Origin of the sequence: Pedococcus badiiscoriae, assembly GCF_013408925.1 — a bacterium.
GTDB classification, from domain to species: domain Bacteria; phylum Actinomycetota; class Actinomycetes; order Actinomycetales; family Dermatophilaceae; genus Pedococcus; species Pedococcus badiiscoriae.
Genome location: NZ_JACCAB010000001.1, coordinates 3,087,816 through 3,107,022, shown reverse-complemented (window position 1 = coordinate 3,107,022; position 19,207 = coordinate 3,087,816). Strand labels below are relative to the sequence as shown.

17 protein-coding genes are annotated in these 19,207 nt (G+C 71.7%); 4 read left to right on the top strand and 13 right to left on the bottom strand.

The features are described from left to right. Positions 1-36 precede the first annotated feature (36 nt). Positions 37-2,892 carry a cyanophycin synthetase gene (cphA, locus tag BJ986_RS14630; protein WP_179422851.1) on the top strand — a complete coding sequence of 952 codons (2,856 nt, stop codon included), beginning with the start codon at positions 37-39 and terminating at the stop codon, positions 2,890-2,892. Positions 2,893-2,954: 62 nt separating this feature from the next. On the opposite strand, the gene BJ986_RS14625 is transcribed toward cphA, so the two are convergent. From BJ986_RS14625 to fabG, 3 genes are read right to left on the bottom strand one after another with little or no spacing between them, the layout of a single operon-like run. Continuing rightward, positions 2,955-5,201, bottom strand: a complete 2,247-nt coding sequence (locus BJ986_RS14625) for a tetratricopeptide repeat protein (protein WP_179422849.1) — start codon at positions 5,199-5,201, stop codon at positions 2,955-2,957. Positions 5,202-5,243: 42 nt separating this feature from the next. Continuing rightward, complete coding sequence (gene fabI, locus BJ986_RS14620) at positions 5,244-6,002, bottom strand: enoyl-ACP reductase FabI (protein WP_179422847.1); 759 nt, start codon at positions 6,000-6,002, stop codon at positions 5,244-5,246. A gap of 45 nt (positions 6,003-6,047) precedes the next feature. After that, positions 6,048-6,758, bottom strand: coding sequence for a 3-oxoacyl-[acyl-carrier-protein] reductase (gene fabG, locus BJ986_RS14615; RefSeq protein WP_179422845.1), 711 nt, complete (start codon positions 6,756-6,758; stop codon positions 6,048-6,050). 120 nt (positions 6,759-6,878) lie between these two features. Between fabG and BJ986_RS14610 the strand changes: the two genes are divergently transcribed. Continuing rightward, the gene (locus BJ986_RS14610; RefSeq protein WP_179422843.1) at positions 6,879-7,199 is read left to right on the top strand and encodes a DUF3099 domain-containing protein; all 321 of its coding nucleotides are present in this window, start codon (positions 6,879-6,881) and stop codon (positions 7,197-7,199) included. After that, positions 7,199-7,408 carry a hypothetical protein gene (locus BJ986_RS14605; protein WP_179422841.1) on the top strand — a complete coding sequence of 70 codons (210 nt, stop codon included), beginning with the start codon at positions 7,199-7,201 and terminating at the stop codon, positions 7,406-7,408. The genes BJ986_RS14610 and BJ986_RS14605 overlap by 1 nt, the downstream gene beginning before the upstream one ends. Before the next feature lie 36 nt (positions 7,409-7,444). On the opposite strand, the gene moaA is transcribed toward BJ986_RS14605, so the two are convergent. After that, positions 7,445-8,491 carry a GTP 3',8-cyclase MoaA gene (gene moaA, locus BJ986_RS14600; RefSeq protein WP_179422839.1) on the bottom strand — a complete coding sequence of 349 codons (1,047 nt, stop codon included), beginning with the start codon at positions 8,489-8,491 and terminating at the stop codon, positions 7,445-7,447. A gap of 32 nt (positions 8,492-8,523) precedes the next feature. Here moaA and BJ986_RS14595 point away from each other — a divergent pair, with 32 nt between their 5' ends. After that, positions 8,524-9,318: an SURF1 family cytochrome oxidase biogenesis protein gene (locus BJ986_RS14595; RefSeq protein ID WP_337795364.1), complete on the top strand. Its 795-nt coding sequence runs from the start codon at positions 8,524-8,526 to the stop codon at positions 9,316-9,318. Between the two features lie 22 nt (positions 9,319-9,340). On the opposite strand, the gene BJ986_RS14590 is transcribed toward BJ986_RS14595, so the two are convergent. From BJ986_RS14590 to BJ986_RS14550, 9 genes are all read right to left on the bottom strand, one after another. Beyond that, on the bottom strand, positions 9,341-11,209 hold the full coding sequence (locus BJ986_RS14590) for an ABC transporter ATP-binding protein (RefSeq protein WP_179423928.1): 1,869 nt from the start codon (positions 11,207-11,209) through the stop codon (positions 9,341-9,343). A gap of 124 nt (positions 11,210-11,333) precedes the next feature. Beyond that, complete coding sequence (locus BJ986_RS14585; RefSeq protein ID WP_179422837.1) at positions 11,334-12,122, bottom strand: enoyl-CoA hydratase-related protein; 789 nt, start codon at positions 12,120-12,122, stop codon at positions 11,334-11,336. Further along, on the bottom strand, positions 12,119-12,844 hold the full coding sequence (locus BJ986_RS14580) for a CbiX/SirB N-terminal domain-containing protein (protein WP_179422835.1): 726 nt from the start codon (positions 12,842-12,844) through the stop codon (positions 12,119-12,121). Before BJ986_RS14580 ends, BJ986_RS14585 begins: the two co-directional genes overlap by 4 nt. Before the next feature lie 10 nt (positions 12,845-12,854). Then, positions 12,855-14,225, bottom strand: coding sequence for a uroporphyrinogen-III C-methyltransferase (cobA, locus tag BJ986_RS14575; RefSeq protein WP_179422833.1), 1,371 nt, complete (start codon positions 14,223-14,225; stop codon positions 12,855-12,857). Then, positions 14,225-15,616: a sulfate adenylyltransferase subunit 1 gene (locus tag BJ986_RS14570; RefSeq protein ID WP_179422831.1), complete on the bottom strand. Its 1,392-nt coding sequence runs from the start codon at positions 15,614-15,616 to the stop codon at positions 14,225-14,227. Before BJ986_RS14570 ends, cobA begins: the two co-directional genes overlap by 1 nt. Further along, positions 15,616-16,548 (bottom strand): sulfate adenylyltransferase subunit CysD, encoded by a 933-nt coding sequence (cysD, locus tag BJ986_RS14565; protein WP_179422829.1) that lies wholly within the window; start codon positions 16,546-16,548, stop codon positions 15,616-15,618. Before cysD ends, BJ986_RS14570 begins: the two co-directional genes overlap by 1 nt. Continuing rightward, positions 16,545-17,297, bottom strand: coding sequence for a phosphoadenylyl-sulfate reductase (locus tag BJ986_RS14560; protein ID WP_179422827.1), 753 nt, complete (start codon positions 17,295-17,297; stop codon positions 16,545-16,547). The genes cysD and BJ986_RS14560 overlap by 4 nt, the downstream gene beginning before the upstream one ends. Further along, positions 17,294-17,515, bottom strand: coding sequence for a hypothetical protein (locus BJ986_RS14555; protein ID WP_179420121.1), 222 nt, complete (start codon positions 17,513-17,515; stop codon positions 17,294-17,296). The genes BJ986_RS14560 and BJ986_RS14555 overlap by 4 nt, the downstream gene beginning before the upstream one ends. Further along, complete coding sequence (locus tag BJ986_RS14550) at positions 17,512-19,188, bottom strand: nitrite/sulfite reductase (protein ID WP_179422825.1); 1,677 nt, start codon at positions 19,186-19,188, stop codon at positions 17,512-17,514. Before BJ986_RS14550 ends, BJ986_RS14555 begins: the two co-directional genes overlap by 4 nt. Positions 19,189-19,207 lie beyond the last annotated feature (19 nt).

Sequence of the window (19,207 nt, the reverse complement as noted above, 5' to 3'; positions counted from 1 at the left end):
CACCGCCTCGCACTGCCCGACCCGCAAGGAGATCCCATGGCAGATCGCCCCACGCCCACCGGTCCCGCTGCACCCGAGCTCTCGATCATCGAGTCCCGGGTCTACCGCGGTGGGAACGTCTGGTCCTACAGCCCGGCGATCCACCTCATCGTCGACCTGGGGGTGCTCGAGGCCTACCCGACGGACACGCTGGACGGGTTCACCGACCGACTCGTGGAGCTCCTGCCCAACCTCGAGAACCACACCTGCTCCCGCGGTGTGAAGGGCGGCTTCATCGAGCGCATGCGGGAGGGCACCTGGCTCGGGCACGTCGCCGAGCACATCTCGCTGCAGCTCCAGCAGGAGGCCGGCCACGACCTGCGCCGTGGCAAGACCCGAGCGGTCAAGGGGCGGCCCGGGGTCTACAACGTCATCTACGACTACGCGGACGAGGCGGTCGGACTGGCGGCGGGTGCGCTCGCGGTGCGGCTGGTGAACCACCTGGTTCAGCAGGAGGAGGGCTTCGACTTCGGTGAGGAGCTGGACCAGTTCCTGCGACGGGCCCAGCGGACGGCGTTCGGCCCGTCCACCGCGGCGATCATCGAAGAGGCCGTCTCGCGCGACATCCCCTACATCCGGCTCAACGCGGCCTCGCTCGTGCAGCTCGGCCAGGGCGTCCACGCCCAGCGCATCCGCGCCACGATGACCTCCAAGACGGGTGCGCTGGCGGTGGACATCGCCAGCGACAAGGACATGACCACCCGGCTGCTCGGCTCCGCGGGACTCCCGGTGCCCAAGCAGGAGACCGTGCGCACGGCCGACGGTGCGGTGGCCGCGGCCAAGCGGATCGGCTACCCCGTGGTCGTCAAGCCCCTGGACGGCAACCACGGTCGCGGCGTGTGCCTCGACCTGAGGACCGAGGAGCAGGTCCGCGCGAGCTTCGACATCGCCGAGGGTGAGTCCCGGCGCGGCTCGGTCATCGTCGAGTCCCACGTCACGGGCCGCGACTACCGCTGCCTCATCGTGGGCGGACGCATGCAGGCGATCGCGGAGCGCGTGCCGGCCCACGTCATCGGGGACGGCAGCCACACGGTGGCCGAGCTCGTGGAGATCACCAACGCCGACCCACGCCGCGGTGTGGGCCACGAGAAGGTGCTCACCCGGATCAAGGTCGACGACGCGGCGATCGGGCTGGTGCGTGACCAGGGCTTCGAGCTCGACGACGTGCCGCCGAAGGACCAGATGGTCAAGCTCGCCCTCACCGGCAACATGTCCACCGGCGGGATCTCCGTCGACCGGACCTTCGACGCCCACCCCGACAACGTGGAGATCGCCGAGGAGGCGGCCCGGATGATCGGGCTCGACGTGGCCGGCATCGACTTCATCTGCCCCGACATCGCCTCCCCGGTCCGTGAGACCGGCGGCGCCATCTGCGAGGTCAACGCGGCGCCGGGTTTCCGGATGCACACCCACCCCACCGTGGGCGAGCCGCAGTTCATCGCCAAGCCCGTGGTCGACCTGCTGTTCCCGCCCGGCTCGCCGTCCCGCGTGCCGATCGTGGCCGTCACCGGGACCAACGGCAAGACGACGACGTCGCGGATGATCGCCCACATCTTCAAGGGAATCGGGCACAAGGTCGGCATGACCTCGACCGACGGCATCGTCATCGACGAACGCCTGGTCTACAAGGCCGACGCCTCCGGCCCCCGGTCGGCGCGGATGGTCCTGCAGAACCCGCGAGTCGACTTCGCGGTCATGGAGGTCGCCCGTGGCGGCATCCTGCGCGAGGGGCTCGGCTACGACCGCAACGACGTCGCCGTCGTGACCAACGTGGCTCCGGACCACCTGGGTATGAAGGGCATCGACACCCTGGCGCAGCTCGCCGACGTCAAGGCCGTCGTCGTGGAAGCCGTGCCCCGCAACGGTTTCGCCGTGTTGAACGCTGACGACGAGCTCGTCCGCAAGATGCGTCGCAAGTGCTCCGGCGGCATCGTCTGGTTCTCGCTGCAGCCACCCGGCAGCAAGGTCCGCGAGTTCATCGAGGACTACTGCCGTCGTGGCGGTCGTGCAGTCGTCCTCGACCACACCGATCGCGGCGACATGATCGTCATCAAGCACGGCCGTCGCTCGATGCAGCTGGCGTGGACGCACCTGCTGCCGTCGACGTTCGGCGGCACGGCGAAGTTCAACGTCGCCAACGCGATGGCGGCCGCCGGCGCGGCGTTCGCCGCCGGGGCGGGGCTGCACGAGATCCGCCAGGGCCTGCGCACCTTCACCACGAGCTACTACCTCTCCCCCGGCCGGATGAACCTCGTCAACGTGCACAACGTGGACGTGTTCGTCGACTACTGCCACAACGCCCCCGGTATGCGCGTGCTCGGCGAGTTCGTGGACGGCTACGCCGCCCAGAAGGCCGGTCAGTCCGACCTCGGCAAGGTGTCGCGCATCGGCATGGTGTCCACGGCCGGTGACCGACGTGACGACGACATGCGCGAGCTGGGCGCCATCGCGGCGCGGCACTTCGACGTCGTCGTGGTCCGTGAGGACGAGCGCAAGCGTGGCCGCCCCACGGGCGAGACGGCCGGCCTCATCGCCGAAGGAGCCAAGGCGGAGATCGGCAAGGAGGGCGTGCGCTGCCGCCAGGTGGAGATCGTCCTCAACGAGGTCGAGGCAGTGCGGCACTGCATGGCGCGCGCCAACCCGGGTGACGTCGTGGTGCTCTGCGTCGACCAGCACGCCGAGGTGCTCGGGGAGCTCGAGCAGATGACCAAGCACGCCCAGGCCGGCGCCCACAACAAGGAGGGCATCGGCGATCCCGACCTCGACACGGACGAGATGCAGTCCGAGGCGCAGCTCGCCGGCGACGAGGCTGCTGCCGCCGAGGCCTCCGAGGTCGAGCCGGCCACCAGCTGAGCCGGCCACCAGCTGAGCCGGCCACACCTGGGGCGGCCACCCGCGGAGCCGCGCGGGCGGACTCAGCGCCCGCGCAGCTCCGCGGCATACGCGGACAGGGCCCGCTGGTAGGCGAGGGTGTCCTCGTCACCGGCGTGGTGCAGCAGCACCTCGATCAGGTCGGCGACCGCTGACTCGGCGTGCCCGCTGTCGACACCGGCCAGCGCCCGGAAGGCCTCGACCGCCACACTGCCCGGCCGCTCGGCGCTGAGCTCGGTGAGCAACGAGTAGGCCAGCTCCGGCTGTCCTGCGACCCGCAGGCTCGATGCCAGCTGGATGCGTGCCCGGTGGCGCTGCGGCTCCCTCAGGCCGGAGGCCAGGGCCTCCCGGTACAGCGGAATGGCGTCCTGTTCCTTGCCGGCAGCGTCGAGTGCGCTCGCGTGCTCGAACACCAGCCGCGGGTCGGACGGTCGCCGGCTGCGCAGCAGCGCGACGGCGTCGATCCGCGCCTGGTCGTCGTCGAGCTCCCACAACGCGGCGATCTGGCTCTCGAACTCGTGCTCCCCCCGCGCCGCGACCACCTTGGCGCGGATGTCCTCGGCCGTGTCCGCAGTGGCTCCCTGCTGGGCCAGCCAGGAGGCCACCTGAGCGCGTTCGGCGTGGCACATGAGGGCTACGACGTCGCCGTCGGCGGCGCCCGGCACCAGGGCCTGGAGGCCGCCGAGCTCGGTCTCGTAGGACTCGATGTCGGAGACCCCGGCCCTCGCCAGGCCGGTGCGCAGGTGCGCCTCGAGGTCCTCCATCGTCCGCCCGCGCAGATAGTGCGCCTTGTGCGCCGCGACGACCCTGTCGGCCCGCAGCCCTGCCACCTCACCGATCGACTCGAGCAGCTCGTCGGTGCGGTCCCCGGCCAGCCCGAGGCCCAGGTGCACCTGACCACCGGGGACCTTGAGGCCGTGGGCGACATCCATGAGGGCCTCAAGCCCAGCCTCGTTGTGCGCGAGGTCGACGATGACCGTGATGGCCGACCCGTCGTCGCGACGCAGCGTGTAGGTGTTCATCCGACCCGGGTTGAGCTTGTCGTCCGGCGCGAAGGTGCGCAGTCCGGTGACGACGGCCTCGCGGGGAAGGCCCAGGCCGAGAGCAGCAGCCGCGCCGGCGAGGGCGTTGGCGATGTTGTGCTCCGAGAGCCCGGACAGGGTGGCCGGGACGTCGAGGATGCTGACCAGCCGGTCGGGGTCCTGGCCGTTCTCCAGGACCGTGACCGACCCGTCGAGCACGGTGATCGCACGGCCACCGCTGTCGAGGGACTCCCGGATCGCCGGCGCGTCGGAACGCAGGGTGAACACCCACGGCCGGGCCTTGATGCCGTTGCGCATCGCCCAGACGCGGGGGTCCTCGCCGTTGAGCACCACCCAGCCACGGGGTCGGGTGGCCTTGGTGACGATCGCCTTGACCTCGGCCAGCTGGTCGACCGTGTCGATCCCCTGGAGGCCGAGGTGGTCGGCGGAGACGTTCGTGACGACGCTGACGTCGTTGGAGCTGACGCCCATCCCCTTGAGCAGCATGCCGCCCCGAGCGGTCTCGAGGATGCCCAGCTCAACACCGGGGGCCGACAGCACGGCCCGAGCACCGGCGGGGCCGGAGTAGTCGCCTGCCTCGACCATCTCGCCCTGCACGACGACGCCATCAGTGGATGACCATGCCGTGCGAAGGCCTGCGGTCATCCCGATGTGGCCCAGCAGCCGCGTCGTGGTGGTCTTGCCATTGGTGCCGGTGATCGACGCCACTGGTATCCGCGGCCGCAGGATCGAGGGACGCTCGCCCGGTTCGGTCTGCCCGATGGCCACACCCTCGCGCTCGATCACGTCGCCACCCTGGAGCCAGGCCTCGAGCACCGGACCCACCCCGAGGCCGAGCGCGCGCGCCCGGGTGCGGCGGCGCCATACGAAGGCCATCACGACACTGGACGGGGTGCTGCCCGGCCGGACACGCACCCCCAGGCGGGTCGTCCCGCTCGCGGTGGCCAGCAACCGCACCCCGCGCTCGACCAGACGCATCACGAAGCGCTGGCGCTGTTCGGTGCCGGGAGCGCCGGGACGGGCGCTGCGCAGCCCGATGCGGGCTGCGAGAGCCGACAGGAGCTCTGCGTCGGCGGCGAGGTAGCCGGGCAGCTCGAGGCTGACCTTGATCGCGGGCTTGGCGAAGTAGAGGTTGGGACCTTCGAGGACGCGCACCTCCGTCACGACGACGCCGGGTGCCGAGACGGGCTTCGCAACGGGCTCCGAACCGGGCTGGGAGGCGGGTTCGGCAGCGGGCTCGAACGTCATGCCAGCGAGCCTAGTAGCGGTGGGTCGAGCCGCCTGCGCCGGTCACTGCCCCATCGCGTGCACGCCACCGTCGACGTGGACGATCTCGCCCGTCGTCGCCGGGAACCAGTCCGACAGCAGCGCAGCGCAGGCCTTGGCGGCCGGGAGGGCGTCGTTGACGTCCCAACCCAGCGGGGCCCGCTCGTTCCAGGTGTCCTCGAACGTCTGGAACCCGGGGATCGACTTGGCCGCCGTCGTCCGGATGGGTCCGGCCGCGACGAGGTTGCAGCGGATGCCCTTGGGGCCGAGGTCGCGGGCGAGGTAGCGGTTGGTCGACTCGAACGCGGCCTTGGCCACGCCCATCCAGTCGTAGACCGGCCAGGCGAACTTCGCGTCGAAGGTCAGGCCCACGATGCTGCCGCCCTGGCCCATGAGCGGCAGTGCTGCCACCCCCAGGGACTTCAGGGAGTAGGCCGAGGCGTGCATCGCCGTCGACACGTCCTCGAACGTCCCCTCCAGGAAGTTGAAGGCACCCTGCGGCGCGAACCCGATGGAGTGCAGCACGCCGTCGAGGTGGTCGACGTGCTCGCCCAGCCGCTCCGCGAGCGAGTCCAGGTGGTCGGAGTCGGTGACGTCCAGCTCGACGACCGGCGGGGTGGTGGGCAACCGCTTGGCGATCGTCTGGGTGATCCGCATGGTGCGGCCGAACGAGGTGAGCACCACCTCGGCGCCTTGCTCCTGCGCGATCTTGGCGACGTGGAAGGCGATCGAGGAGTCCATGAGGACGCCGGTGATCAGGAGCTTCTTGCCCTCAAGCAGCATGTCGGGGTCTCTTTCGGTCGTGGTGTGAGTGGTCGGAGGCGGGGCTCAGTGGCCCATGCCGAGGCCGCCGTCGACGGGGATCACCGCGCCGGTGATGTATGCCGCGTCGTCGCCGGCGAGGAAGCGCACCGCTGCGGCGACCTCCTCCGGCTGGGCGAACCGGCCGGCCGGGATGGTGGCCTGGTAGGCCTTCTTGCGGTCCTCGGGCAGCTCGGCCGTCATGTCGGTCTCGATGAAGCCGGGGGCCACCACGTTGGCCGTGATCCCGCGGCCACCGAGCTCCCGGGAGATCGAGCGGGCCAGGCCGACCAGGCCCGCCTTGCTCGCCGAGTAGTTGGTCTGGCCGGGTGAGCCGTAGAGCCCGACGACGCTGGAGATGAAGATGATCCGTCCCCTGCGGGCCTTGATCATGCCCTTCACCGCACGCCGTGCGCAGCGGAAGGCGCCGGCCAGGTTGGTGTCGATGACGGAGTCGAAGTCCTCGTCACTCATGCGCATGAGCAGGCCGTCCCGGGTGACACCGGCGTTGGCGACCAGCACCTCGACGGGGCCGCCCCAGATCTCCTCCGCCTCCGTGAACGCCTGGTCGACCGAGGCGGAGTCCGTCACCTCGCACCGAACCCCGCGCAGCCCCTCGGGCGGCTCGCCGGAGCGGTGCGTGATCACGACGTTGTCGCCCGCCTCAGCCAGGGCCGTGGCGATGGACAGGCCGATCCCCCGGTTGCCCCCGGTGACCAGCACGTTGCGGCCTGCCATGGATGTCCTCCGTGTGTCTCGACGGTGCGTCCAGCGGGCGCGCACCCGCGCTGCGCCTCGGTCGCGACCTTATCGACTACCCATGGGTACACCGCATCCTGCGACGCCTATCGTGGACATGTGCCGCGCCCCCACCGCCACCACCACGACGAGCCCGTCGTGCAGTCGGTGACGACCGTCCCGGAGTCGCTGGCGCAGGAGCAGGCGGGCCGGATCCGGCGCTACCTCGTGACCATGGGCATCCGCACCGCGTGCTTCATCCTGGCCGTGCTGACCGCGACGCGGGGGGCCCCGTGGTGGCTGTGGGGCAGCCTCGCGGTCGCCGCCATCCTGCTCCCGTACGTGGCCGTCGTGCTGGCCAACGCCGTCCGCCCACGTGCGCCGGGCTCGTCGGCACCGGTGACGCCGCGCGGCGACGGCCCCGAGCAGATCACCCGCTGATGGGCGCCCTCGTCTGCAGCGCCAAGGCGTGTCGCAACCCCGCCACCTGGGCGCACCTGTGGAACAACCCCACGCTGCACACCGCCGACCGTCGCAAGGTCTGGCTGGCCTGCGACGAGCACCGGACCTCGCTCGGGGAGTTCCTCTCGATCCGCGGCTTCCTCGTCGAGACCGTCCCCGCCGACGCGATCCCCGAGACAGCCGGCTGAACGAGCTGCGGCTGAACGAGCTCCGACCTGGCGCGGCTAGCCTCCGATGGCGGACATCGGACGGTCCGGCTGGACGAAGTCGGCGGTGCCGATGCCGTGCCCCGGCGCCTTGCGCCACATCTCGCCCTGGATGAGTGCTGCGAGCTCCTCGTCCGTGGCGCCCGCACGCAGCGGCCCCAGCAGGTCGGTCTCCCGCTGGGAGAAGAGGCAGTTGCGCACCTGGCCGTCGGCCGTGAGCCGCGTGCGGTCGCAGGCGGCACAGAACGGTGCGCTGACGCTGGCGATGATGCCCACCGTGAAGGGTCCGCCATCGACGAGGAACCGCTCGGCAGGGGCACTGCCACGGTCGGCGGCGGGCAGCGGTGTGAGCTCGAACCGCTCCCCCAGCCGCTCCCTGATCTCCTCCGCGCTGATCATCGTGGAGGCGTCCCAGCCGTGCTGGGCGTCGAGCGGCATCTGCTCGATGAACCGCAGCTCGTACCCGCGGTCCAGGCACCACTGGAGCAGGTCGCCGACGGAGTGGTCGTTGATGCCACGCATCGCGACGGCGTTGACCTTGACCGGTGCCAGCCCAGCGGCTGCGGCGGCCTTGAGGCCCAGCTCGACGTCGTGCAGCCGGTCGCGTCGGGTCAGGTCCGCGAACTCCTGCGGGTCGATGGTGTCGAGGCTGACGTTGACCCGGTCCAGGCCGGCGTCGGCCAGCGGCTGGGCCAGGCGGTCGAGGCCGATGCCGTTGGTGGTCATGGCGATCCGTGGCCGCGGCTCTAGCGCGGCCACCCGTCGCACGACGTCGACGAGGGAGCGGCGCAACAACGGCTCCCCACCGGTCAGCCGGATCTGCGTGATCCCCAGGCCGACGAACACCCCGATCACCCGGACGAGCTCGTCGTCGGTGAGCATCTCGGGCTTGGCCAGCCACGGCAGCCCCTCGGCCGGCATGCAGTACCGACAGCGAAGGTTGCACCGGTCGGTCACCGACACGCGCAGGTCGCGGGCCACCCTGCCCAGCTGGTCAGGCAGCCCGACGGTCCCCTCAGGAGCACGGCTCTCACCGCGCACGCTGGGAAAGGGAAGGCCCGTCATGGTCCCTAGCCTAAGCCGGGTACCGTGAAGCAGTGGTCAAGGTGCTCACATCGCGTCGGTGGCTGGGTGCCTTCGGGGTCGCCCTGGCCTTCGCGGTGGCCGCGTACTTCCTCGGCCAGTGGCAATGGCACCGCTACGAGGCCAAGGCGGCCCGAGCCGACCGCATCCATGCCCACTACGACGCCAAGCCTCGCCCCGTCACCGACGTGCTGGGCCCGGCCCCCATGCCGCTCGCCGAGGAGTGGACCCGGGTCACGATGCACGGCAGGTATGCCGCGGACAAGACCTTGCTCGTGCGCAACCGTCCCTACCAGGGCACCTACGGCTACGAGGTGCTGGTCCCGTTCGTCGACGACTCCGGTGCGACCGTGCTCGTCGACCGTGGCTGGGTGATGAACGCCCAGACCGCGCAGACCCTCCCCCGGGTCGTGCCCCCGCCGACCGCGTCGCTCACGGTGACCGGCTGGTTGCGCCGATGGGAGCCGTCGCTGGGCAAGTCGATGCCCGCGGGCCAGGTCGCGAGCATCAACCAGGCGGAGGTCAGCTCGCGGGTCGGCACGCAGCTGCTCGGCGCGTACGTCGTGCTCGACGTCGAGCGTCTCCCCGACGGCTCCGCCCCGAGTCGCCCCACCCCTCTGGAGGCACCCGACACCGACCTAGGGCCGCACCAGGCCTATGCCTTCCAGTGGTGGCTCGGGATGGTCGCAGGCTTCGTCCTGGTCTGGTTCGGGGCCCGCCGCGAGTACCTCGAGGGTGCCACGACACCGCAGCAGGCCGGTCCGGCCAGCCCCAAGAAGGTCCGCATCTGGGACGAGGAAGACGCCTGACGACGTCGGCCCTCGAGCGCGCTCAGGCGGGGACGTCGCTGCTGCGGGGCTCCTGGTCGGCGAACTGCGTGGTGTAGAGGTCGTTGTAGAGCCCGCCACGCTCGATGAGCTCGCGATGCGTGCCTCGCTCGACGATGCGGCCCTGGTCGACGACGAGGATCTGGTCGGCACCGCGCACCGTGGACAGCCGGTGCGCGATCACGATCGCCGTACGGCCTTCCAGGGCCGTATCGAGTGCTCGCTGGACGGCGGCCTCGGACTCGCTGTCGAGGTGGGCGGTCGCCTCGTCGAGGACGATGAGGCCGGGTCCCTTCAGCAGCAGGCGAGCCAGGGCCAGGCGCTGCTTCTCCCCGCCGGACAACCGGTGGCCGCGGTCGCCCACCACGGTGTCCAGCCCCTCCGGGAGGGAGCCCACGAGCGACCACACCTGGGCCGCCTTGAGGGCAGCGACGAGCTGGTCGTCGGTGGCACCGGGAGCGGCGTAGGTGAGGTTGGCCCGGATCGTGTCGTGGAACAGGTGCGCCTCCTGGGTGACCATCCCGACGGTCTGGGCCACCGAGCCGAGGGTGGCCTCGCGAAGGTCGACGCCGTTGATGCGCACGGCTCCGGTCGAGGGGTCGTAGAGCCGCGCGATGAGGGCCGTGATCGTCGACTTGCCGGCACCGCTGGGCCCGACCAGGGCGACCAGCTGTCCCGGCTGTGCCTCGAAGCTGATGTCCCGCAGGACGACCCCGCTCCCCTTGCGGTCCCCGGCCGCGACGCTTTCGAGCGAGGCGAGCGACACCTCGTCGGCCGACGGGTAGCGGAACGCCACACCCTCGACCTCGACCCGGACGGGACCGGACGGCAGCGCTCGGGCATCCGCACGCTCGGTCACCAACGGCTGCAGGTCGAGCACCTCGAAGACCCGCTCGAACGACACCAGGGCCGTCATGACGTCGACGCGGACGTTCGACAGGGAGGTGAGGGGACCGTAGAGGCGGGCCAGCAGGGCGGTCAGCGCCAGCAGGGTGCCGATCGACAGCTCGCCACTGACGGCCATCAGTCCGCCGAAGCCATAGACCATCGCCGTTGCCAGCGAGGCCACCAGGGTCAGGGCGACGAAGAAGATGCTGCGGTTGATCGAGATCCGCACGCCCATGTCGCGCACGCCAGCCGCCTGCGCGGCATACTCGCGGTCCTCACGCCGCGGGTCACCGAAGAGCTTGACCAGCAGCGCGCCGGCGACGTTGAACCGCTCGGTCATCCGCGACCCGAGATCGGCGTTGAGACCCATCTGCGCATGGGCGAGGCCGGCCAGGCGCTTGCCCATCAACCGCGCGGGCAGCAGGAAGAACGGCACGAGGGCCAGCGACGCGACGGTGAGCTGCCAGGACAGCGTGGCCATCGTCGCGATGATCAGGACCAGGGAGACGACGTTGCTCACGACACTCGAGAGCACCGACGTGAAGGCCTGCTGGGCACCGATGACGTCGCTGTTGAGGCGGCTCACCAGGGCGCCGGTCTGGGCCCGGGTGAAGAACGCGATCGGCTGGCGCAGGACGTGCGAGAACACCTCGACGCGCAGCGAGTAGATCAGCCCCTCGCCGATCCGGCTGGAGTACCAGCGCTCCACGAGGGTCAGGGCCCCGCTGACCACGGCAAGGGCCGCGACCACCAGGGCGAGCGCGATGACGACACCCCGGTCACGAGGGGTGATGCCCTTGTCGATCAGCTCCTTGAGCAGCAGCGGCGTGGCCACGACGAGGGCCGAGTCGATGATGACCAGGACCAGGAAGAGCCCGATCTCGCGTCGGAACGGTCGCGCGTAGGACCCGACCCGCTTGGCAGTGCCGGGTGCCAGCTTGCGGTCCTTGACCGAGTCGTCGCGGGTCAGCGAACGCATGGCCATCCAGCCCGAGTGGCTCACGGGACGTCTCCTCTGCTCACGCCGGTGAAACGCCGTCCCGATGACGGCGCATTCCCCATCATGCGGCAGGCCACTGACATTGCGCCGAGCGCGGAACGGCAGGGAGTCAGCGGGGCAGCAACCCGGCGAGGCCGTGCAGCAGCCGGCCCTGGGCCTCGCGTTCGAGGCGCAGCTGGGTCTCGCGGTCGGCGGAGGCCGCGCTGCGCAGCAACGGCTTGAGCTCACGCAACGCCGCTTCGGGGGCGGCGAGCAGGGCAGCCACCAGGTCGGCCGTCGTGGCCTCGAGGGCGTCCACCGACACCGCGACGTTGGCCAGGCCGATGGCCACGGCCTCGGACGCGCCCACGAAGCGGCCCGTCGCGCAGATCTCCAGCGCCCGGGCCACGCCGACCAGCGAGACCAGCGGCGTCGTGCCGGCCAGGTCGGGCACGAGCCCGAGGGAGGTCTCCCTCATCGTGAACTGCACGTCATCGGCCACGACCCGCAGGTCCGCGGCGAGGGCCAGCTGGAAACCGGCCCCGATGGCGTGCCCCTGCACGGCGGCCACGACCACCGCGGGAACGGTCGCCCACGCCGAGAACCCGCGCTGGAAGTCCTCGATGACCTCAGCAGCCGCCTCGGCACTGTCCGCCGCCATGGCGACCATGTCGACCTCTCCGGGCACCCCGCCGGGAGCGAGCATGCCGCGATCGAGCCCCGCCGAGAACGACGGACCCTCGCCCCGCAGGACCACCACCCGCACATCCGGGTCGAGGCCCGTCGCTGCGGCGGCCAGGGCGGCCCACAGGCTGGGGGTCTGGGCATTGCGCCGGGCCGCATTGTCCAGGCTGACGGTGAGGACGGCGCCGTCGCGGGTGACGGTCAGGTGCGGGTGGGGCTTGGCTGCATCGCTCACGCGGGCAGGCTATCCGCCTTCGCCAGGACGCTGTGCGCCCGTTCCAGGACGAGGTGCGCCACTGCCGACGTCTGGGCCAGAGCGCCGGCGACCATCGACACACCCGCCCGGCCGCAGTGCTGCGCCATCCGGTCCCTCAGGATCCCCTCGGCCACCATGAACGACACCACCACGGTCCGCTCCACCTCGTCGGGGAGCCGTCGCAGCAGCTGGTCGATCGTCGACCCGCCCTCGAGCGCGGCCACGCTCCACGGCCCCCACCCCACGCGGGGGTGTTCGGCGAGGGTGCGTCCCACCGTGGCGACGGCGTCGCTGCCACTGGACCCCGCGGCATACAGGAGCACCGCCGTGGTGGGGTCAGGATGGATTCCCTGCGCCGCAAGGAGCTCCTCCGCCGCGTCGAGCAGCAGCTCGTGCGGGCCGAGGGGGTCGGCGACCGCGACGTGCGCACCGGACACCCGGGTCAGCTCGTCGACGGCGGTGGGCACGTCGACCCTGGCGTGGAAGGCCGGGGTGAGCAGCACGGGCACGACGATCGCGTGCGGCCCCAGGGCCATCCCCGTGTCCCGCGGGCTGGGCGGGTGGTGGTCGAGGTATGCCGTGTGCACCGGCCGGTGCGGGGCCAGCGCGCGGACGCGCGCGGCCAGGGCCTCGACGCCCTGCGCGTGGCGTGGGTCCGGCGACCCGTGCGCCAGCAGGACGATGTCGGATTCGGTGGTCACCCGCGAGACGCTACTCCCCCGAGAGGTCGCCGAGGCGTTCACGCAGGCTGACAACCTGACCCACCACCACCACCGCAGGGGCCCGCACGCCCGCCGCCACGGCGTCGCGCGCGGCGTGGGCCAAGGTGGTCGTCGTGGTGCGCTGCTCGGGGGTCCAGCCGCGTTCGACCAGCGCCACCGGGGTGTCGGCGGGGCGGCCCGCGGCGACCAGGGCCGCGGCGGTCTCGGCCAGCCGGGTGATGCCCATGAGCAGCACGAGGGTGGCATCCGGGGCCGCGTCGGCCGCGGCGGCGAGCACGTGCTCGGCGCCCTCGTGCGCCGAAGCCACGACGAAGGAGGCGGCGATCCCCCGGTGCGTCACCGGGATGCCGGCAGCCGCCGGGACCGACACCGCGGAGGTCACCCCGGGCACGACCTCGACGGGGACGCCGTGCTCGACGCAGTGCAGCGCCTCCTCGCCGCCCCGACCGAGGACGAACGGGTCACCGCCCTTGAGCCGCACCACCCGCTTGCCGAGGCGGGCGTGCTGGACGAGCAGCTCGTTGATGCGGGTCTGGCTCACGGGGTGGTTGCCCGGGGTCTTGCCGACGTCGATGACCTCGACGTCGGCGCCGACGGTGCTCAGCAGGCCACGCGGTCCGAGCCGGTCGGTCACGATCACGTCGGCCGCCGCCAGGAGGGCACGCCCGCGGACGGTGATGAGGTCGTCCGCGCCCGGCCCGCCGCCGACGAGGGCCACGTGGCCGACGGGACGCGTCGCGTCCTGGTCCGGAGCACCCTGGTCCGAAGCGTCCCGTTCGAGAGCGCCGCGGCGCACCCGGCGCACCCGGCGCACGGGGAGGGTGCCGCCGTCGAGGGCAGCGAGCACGGCGTCGCGGACCGCAGTCGCACGGCGCGGGTCGCCCCCGGCGCTGACCGCGACGGTGAGCCCCTCGCTGGCAGTGCCCGCGGCGCCCCTGGCCACCGCCGGCGTCCACGCCGAGGAGTCCTGCGCGGCGTCCGCGCGGACGCACCAGATCCGGGCCGCCTCGGCCTCACTCGCGACCTGGGCGTCGACCAAGGGGTCGCCCGTCGCCGTGTGCACCAGCCAGGCCGGCTCGAACACTCCTTCGGCGCGCGACTGCGCAGGATCGTCGGCCCCAGAGGCCCCACGGTCCTTCAACGTCAGGTCACCGGTGAGGAACTCGCGCTCGACCCAGGTCACCCTGCCGGCGGACAGCAGCTCCGCGAGGTCCTCGCAGATGAACGGCGCGACGAGGTCCACCTCGGCGCCGGCCTCGACCAGGCCGGCGGTGCGGCGGGCTGCCACGGGCCCACCGCCGACGACCACGACCCGGCGCCCGGCCAGGTCGAGTGTCAGGGGATAGTCCGGCGACGACATCAGATGCCCTCTCCTGCGTTGCGGTCGGGGGCGTCGGCCATGCCTGCCGCGAGGGTCGAACCGTCCGCCTCGTCGATGAGCAGGAAGGCGCCGGTGCGGCGCAGCGCGCGGTAGTCGTCGATGGCGACGTCGTCGGCGAGGCGCAGGCGGACCCGCCCGATGGCGTTCAGCGCCAGGCCGTCCGGGGCCGCCCGGTGCTCCATCGTGGCGATGTCGAGCTGGTCCACGATGTCGTCGACGAGGGCACGGACGGTGCGCGTGCCGACGCGAAGGAGCACGCGGTCACGCTGCCGCAGGGGGCGTTCGGACAGCACGGCCACGGTGCCCGCGACGCTGCGGGTGCTCAGGCTGGGCTCGTCGGCCGAGGCGATCAGGTCGCCCCGTGACACGTCGATGTCGTCGCTCAGCCGCAGCACCACCGACTGGGGGGCGAAGGCCACCTCGAGCGCTTCCAGCGAGCCGTCGGCCCGGGCCCGGTCGATGCCGGCCACCGTGGTGCGACCCCCACCGGGCAGGACGGTGACCACGTCGCCGGGGCGAACGACACCGGACGCCAGCCGACCGGCATACCCGCGGTAGTCAGGGTGATCGGCGCTCTGGGGCCGGATGACGTACTGGACCGGCATCCGCAGTGGCTGGGCCGAGGGATCGGTGCCGACCGGCACCGACTCGAGGTGCTCGAGCAGGGTGGGACCGGTGTACCAGCCGGCCCGGTCCGAACGGTCGACGACGTTGTCACCGAAGAGGGCCGAGACGGGCACCGCTGCGACGTCCTCGATGCCGAATCGCGTTGCGTGGCGCGCGAACTCGGCCACGATCTCGTCGAAGCGCTGCTGCGACCAGTCGACCAGGTCCATCTTGTTGACGGCGACGGCCACGTGACGGACACCGAGCAGGCCGGTGACCGCGAGGTGTCGCCGGGTCTGCTCGACGACGCCGTGCCGCGCGTCGATGAGGATGAGCGCGAGCTCGGCCGTCGAGGCGCCGGTGACCATGTTGCGGGTGTACTGGACGTGGCCCGGGGTGTCGGCCAGGACGTAGGACCGGGTCGCCGTGGAGAAGTAGCGGTACGCCACGTCGATCGTGATGCCCTGCTCACGCTCGGCCCTCAGTCCGTCCGTCAGCAGGGCCAGGTCGGCGGCGTCCAGGCCGCGCTCGCGACTGACCCGCTCGACCGCGTCGAGCTGGTCGGCGAGCACCGACTTGGTGTCGTAGAGCAGGCGGCCCACCAAGGTGGACTTGCCGTCGTCCACCGAGCCCGCGGTGGCGAGCCGCAGCAGGTCGTGGCGTCGGGTCGGCACCGGGGAGTCCTGGACAGCAGAGGTCACGGGCGTCTGCGCTTCCTGGGTCGTGGCTTCCTGGGTCGTGGCGGTCGTGGCGGTCGTGGCCATCAGAAGTACCCCTGCTTCTTGCGGTCCTCCATGGCTGCCTCGGACATCCGGTCGTCGGCGCGGGTCGCACCGCGCTCGGTGAGCCGGGACGCGGCCAGCTCGAGGATCACCCCGGCCACGTCGGTGGCCTCGGAGTCGACGGCGCCGGTGCAGCTCATGTCGCCGACGGTGCGGTAGCGCACCTGACGCGTCTCGACGGTCTCGGTCTCCTTGGGGCCACCCCACTCCCCCGCCGACAGCCACATCCCGTCGCGCGCGAACACCTCTCGCTCGTGGGCGTAGTAGAGGTCGGGCAGCGCGATGCCCTCTCGCTCGATGTAGCGCCAGACGTCCAGCTCGGTCCAGTTGGACAGCGGGAAGACGCGCACGTGCTCGCCGGGAGCGTGCTTGCCGTTGTAGAGGTCCCAGAGCTCGGGACGCTGCCGGCGCGGGTCCCAGGCGCCGAAGGAGTCGCGCAGGCTGAAGACGCGCTCCTTGGCCCGCGCCTTCTCCTCGTCGCGACGGCCACCACCGAAGACGGCGTCGAACTTGCCGGCCTCGATGGCGTCGAGCAGGGGCACGGTCTGCAACGGGTTGCGCGTGCCGTCGGGGCGCTCGCGGAGCCGGCCGTCGTCGATGTAGTCCTGGACGTGGGCCACCACGAGCCGCACGCCCAGCCGCTCGACGGTGGCGTCCCGGTAGTCGAGCACCTCGGGGAAGTTGTGGCCCGTGTCGACGTGCAGGAGGGCGAAGGGCAGCGCCGCCGGGGCGAACGCCTTGAGCGCCAGGTGCACCATGACCACGGAGTCCTTGCCGCCCGAGAACAGGATCACCGGGCGCTCGAACTCCCCCGCGACCTCGCGGAAGATGTGGATCGCCTCGGACTCGAGGTGGTCGAGGTGGTCGAGGGTGTACTGGGCCGGAAGCGCGTCAGGCGCGTGGGTCGTCGTCATGTGTGCAGCCCGCATTCGGTCTTGTCCTTGCCGGCCCAGCGGCCGGCCCTGGCGTCCTCGCCCTCGGCGACGGGTCGGGTGCAGGGGGCGCACCCGATCGAGGCGTAGCCCTCCTGGCGCAACGGGTTGAGGAACACCTGCTGCTCGTCGACGTACCTGTCCACGTCGTCGTCGGTCCACGCGGCGATCGGGTTGAGCTTGACCATCTCGCGCCGCTCGTCCCAGCCGACCAGGCCGATGTCGGTGCGCGTCGGGGCGTCGGCGCGGCGCATGCCCGTCACCCATGCCTGGTGCGTCGAGAGCGCCCGGTTGAGCGGCTCGACCTTGCGCATGGCGCAGCAGGAGTCCGGGTCGCGGTCGTGCAGCTTAGGGCCGTACTCGGCGTCCTGCTGGGGCACCGTGAGCAGGGGCAGGATCGTGCGGATCTTCAGCGGCAGCATGGCCTGGTAGGCGTCCCGGGTGCCCAGGGTCTCGGCGAAGTGGTACCCGGTGTCGAGGAAGAACACGTCCGCGCCCGGGATGCTGGTGCCCACGAGGTGCACGAGGACCTCGTCGCCCATGGACGACGCCACGGTCAGGTGCTCACCGAAGGTCTCGGCGGCCCAGACCAGGGCCTGCCGGGCCAGCTCGACCCGCCCCTCGTATGCCGCGTTCGCGGGGTCCGCCTCCAGCGCGGCGAAGCGCGCGGCGCCGTCGTCGGCGAGCGCGCGCAGCTCCTGCACGGAGCGGGTGTCGGTCACGGTGGTCATGACGTGGACTCCTTCTCGAGCTCGGCCCGCTGGAGCTCGGCTTCCTCACGCAGGCGGCCGGGGATGTGGGTGGCGTCGACGGCCTTCAGGGAGACGGTGAAGACGCGCGCACAGGCGTTGCACCGCCAGGCCCCCTGGGGCTCCTCCACGGGGCGGAGGTCCTCCTCGGCGCAGAAGGGGCAGTAGTAGATGACGCTCGACCGGATCGACTCGCTCATCGCAGGTCGTCCTCTTCGGCGCGGTGGGCCCAGTGGGCGAAAGACTCCTCGCCCTCGCGCTGCTCGAGGAAGCGACCGGCCAGCCGCTCGACGTACTCCGGCAGGTCCTGCGCCCGGACCTTGAGCGCCCGGGTCTTGCGGGCCAGCTGGGGCTCGGTGCCGAGGCCGCCGCCGAGGTGGACCTGGAAGATCTCGACGAGGTTGCCGTCGTCGTCGGTCTGGACCATGCCCTTGAGCCCGACGTCCGCGACCTGGGTGCGGGCGCACGAGTTGGGGCAGCCGTTGATGTGGATCGAGAACGGGACGTCGAAGTCGGGCAGCCGCCGCTCCATCTCGGCGATGACGGTGTGGGCCCGCGCCTTGGTCTCGACGAGGGCCAGCTTGCAGAACTCGATGCCGGTGCAGGCCATCAGGCCCCGGCGCCACTCGCTCGGCGAGGTCGGCAGGCCGATCGCCTCGAGCCCGGCGGTCAGGGCGGCGACCTCCTGCTCGGGTACGTCGAGGACCAGGAGCTTCTGGTGGGCGGTGAGCCGCACGCGCCCGGAACCGTGGCGCGCCGCCAGCTCGGACACGGCATACAGGGTGGTGCCGCTGACGCGGCCGGCGATGGGGGCGACGCCGACCCAGAAGAGGCCGTCCTGCTGGGCGTGCACGCCGACGTGGTCGCGGCGGTGCGCGGAGGGAGCTGACGGGGCAGGACCGTCGAGCAGCGGGCGTCCGAGGTACTCGGTCTCGAGGACCTCGCGGAACTTCTCGGGACCCCAGTCGGCCATGAGGAACTTCAGCCGCGCCCGGTTGCGCAGGCGGCGGTAGCCGTAGTCGCGGAAGATCGAGACGACGCCCTTCCAGACGTCGGGAACCTCGGCCAGCGGCACCCATGCGCCCAGGCGCTGGGCGAACATCGGGTTGGTGGACAGGCCGCCACCCACCCACACGTCGAACCCGGGACCGTGCTCGGGGTGGTCGACCCCGACGAACGAGATGTCGTTGACCTCGTGGGCGACGTCGAGGCTCGGGCTGCCGGAGATCGCCGTCTTGAACTTGCGCGGCAGGTTGGAGAACTCGGCGCTGCCGATGTAGCGCTCGAGGATCTCGCGGACGGCCGGGCTGCCGTCGAGGACCTCGTCGGCGGCGATCCCGGCCACCGGGGAGCCCAGGATGACGCGGGGGGTGTCTCCACAGGCCTCGGCGGTGGTCAGGCCGACGGACTCAAGCCGGCGCCAGATCTCGGGGACGTCCTCGACCCGGATCCAGTGCAGCTGGATGTTCTGCCGGTCGGTGATGTCAGCGGTGTCCCGGGCGAACTCCGTGCTGATCTCGGCGATCGTGCGGAGCTGGTCGCCGTCGAGCGCACCACCGTCGGAGCGGACGCGGAGCATGAAGAACTCGGCATCCAGCTCGCTGGGGTCCAGGGTGGCGGTCTTGCCTCCGTCGATCCCGGGGCGGCGCTGGGTGTAGAGCCCCCACCAGCGCATCCGGCCACGCAGGTCCTCGCCTGAGATGGAGGCGAACCCCTCCTTGGAGTAGACGTCCTCGATCCGCGCCCGGACGTTGAGCCCGTCGTCGGCCTGCTTGAACTCCTCGTTGGCGTTCAGCGGCGTGCGGTCGCCGTCGGCCCAGGCGCCCGTGGCCTTGCCTGCCTGCCGCTGGGGTCGCGTCGGGGTCTGCGTCACCCGTCTATTGTGCCCACCT

Excerpts from the sequence above, each read along its gene's own strand:
- cphA (WP_179422851.1), top strand. The coding sequence starts at position 37 with ATGGCAGATCGCCCCACGCCCACCGGTCCCGCTGCACCCGAGCTCTCG.
- BJ986_RS14625 (WP_179422849.1), bottom strand. The coding sequence starts at position 5,201 with ATGACGTTCGAGCCCGCTGCCGAACCCGCCTCCCAGCCCGGTTCGGAG.
- fabI (WP_179422847.1), bottom strand. The coding sequence starts at position 6,002 with ATGCTGCTTGAGGGCAAGAAGCTCCTGATCACCGGCGTCCTCATGGAC.
- fabG (WP_179422845.1), bottom strand. The coding sequence starts at position 6,758 with ATGGCAGGCCGCAACGTGCTGGTCACCGGGGGCAACCGGGGGATCGGC.
- BJ986_RS14605 (WP_179422841.1), top strand. The coding sequence starts at position 7,199 with ATGGGCGCCCTCGTCTGCAGCGCCAAGGCGTGTCGCAACCCCGCCACC.
- moaA (WP_179422839.1), bottom strand. The coding sequence starts at position 8,491 with ATGACGGGCCTTCCCTTTCCCAGCGTGCGCGGTGAGAGCCGTGCTCCT.
- BJ986_RS14590 (WP_179423928.1), bottom strand. The coding sequence starts at position 11,209 with ATGGCCATGCGTTCGCTGACCCGCGACGACTCGGTCAAGGACCGCAAG.
- cobA (WP_179422833.1), bottom strand. The coding sequence starts at position 14,225 with ATGTCGTCGCCGGACTATCCCCTGACACTCGACCTGGCCGGGCGCCGG.
- BJ986_RS14570 (WP_179422831.1), bottom strand. The coding sequence starts at position 15,616 with ATGGCCACGACCGCCACGACCGCCACGACCCAGGAAGCCACGACCCAG.
- cysD (WP_179422829.1), bottom strand. The coding sequence starts at position 16,548 with ATGACGACGACCCACGCGCCTGACGCGCTTCCGGCCCAGTACACCCTC.
- BJ986_RS14560 (WP_179422827.1), bottom strand. The coding sequence starts at position 17,297 with ATGACCACCGTGACCGACACCCGCTCCGTGCAGGAGCTGCGCGCGCTC.
- BJ986_RS14555 (WP_179420121.1), bottom strand. The coding sequence starts at position 17,515 with ATGAGCGAGTCGATCCGGTCGAGCGTCATCTACTACTGCCCCTTCTGC.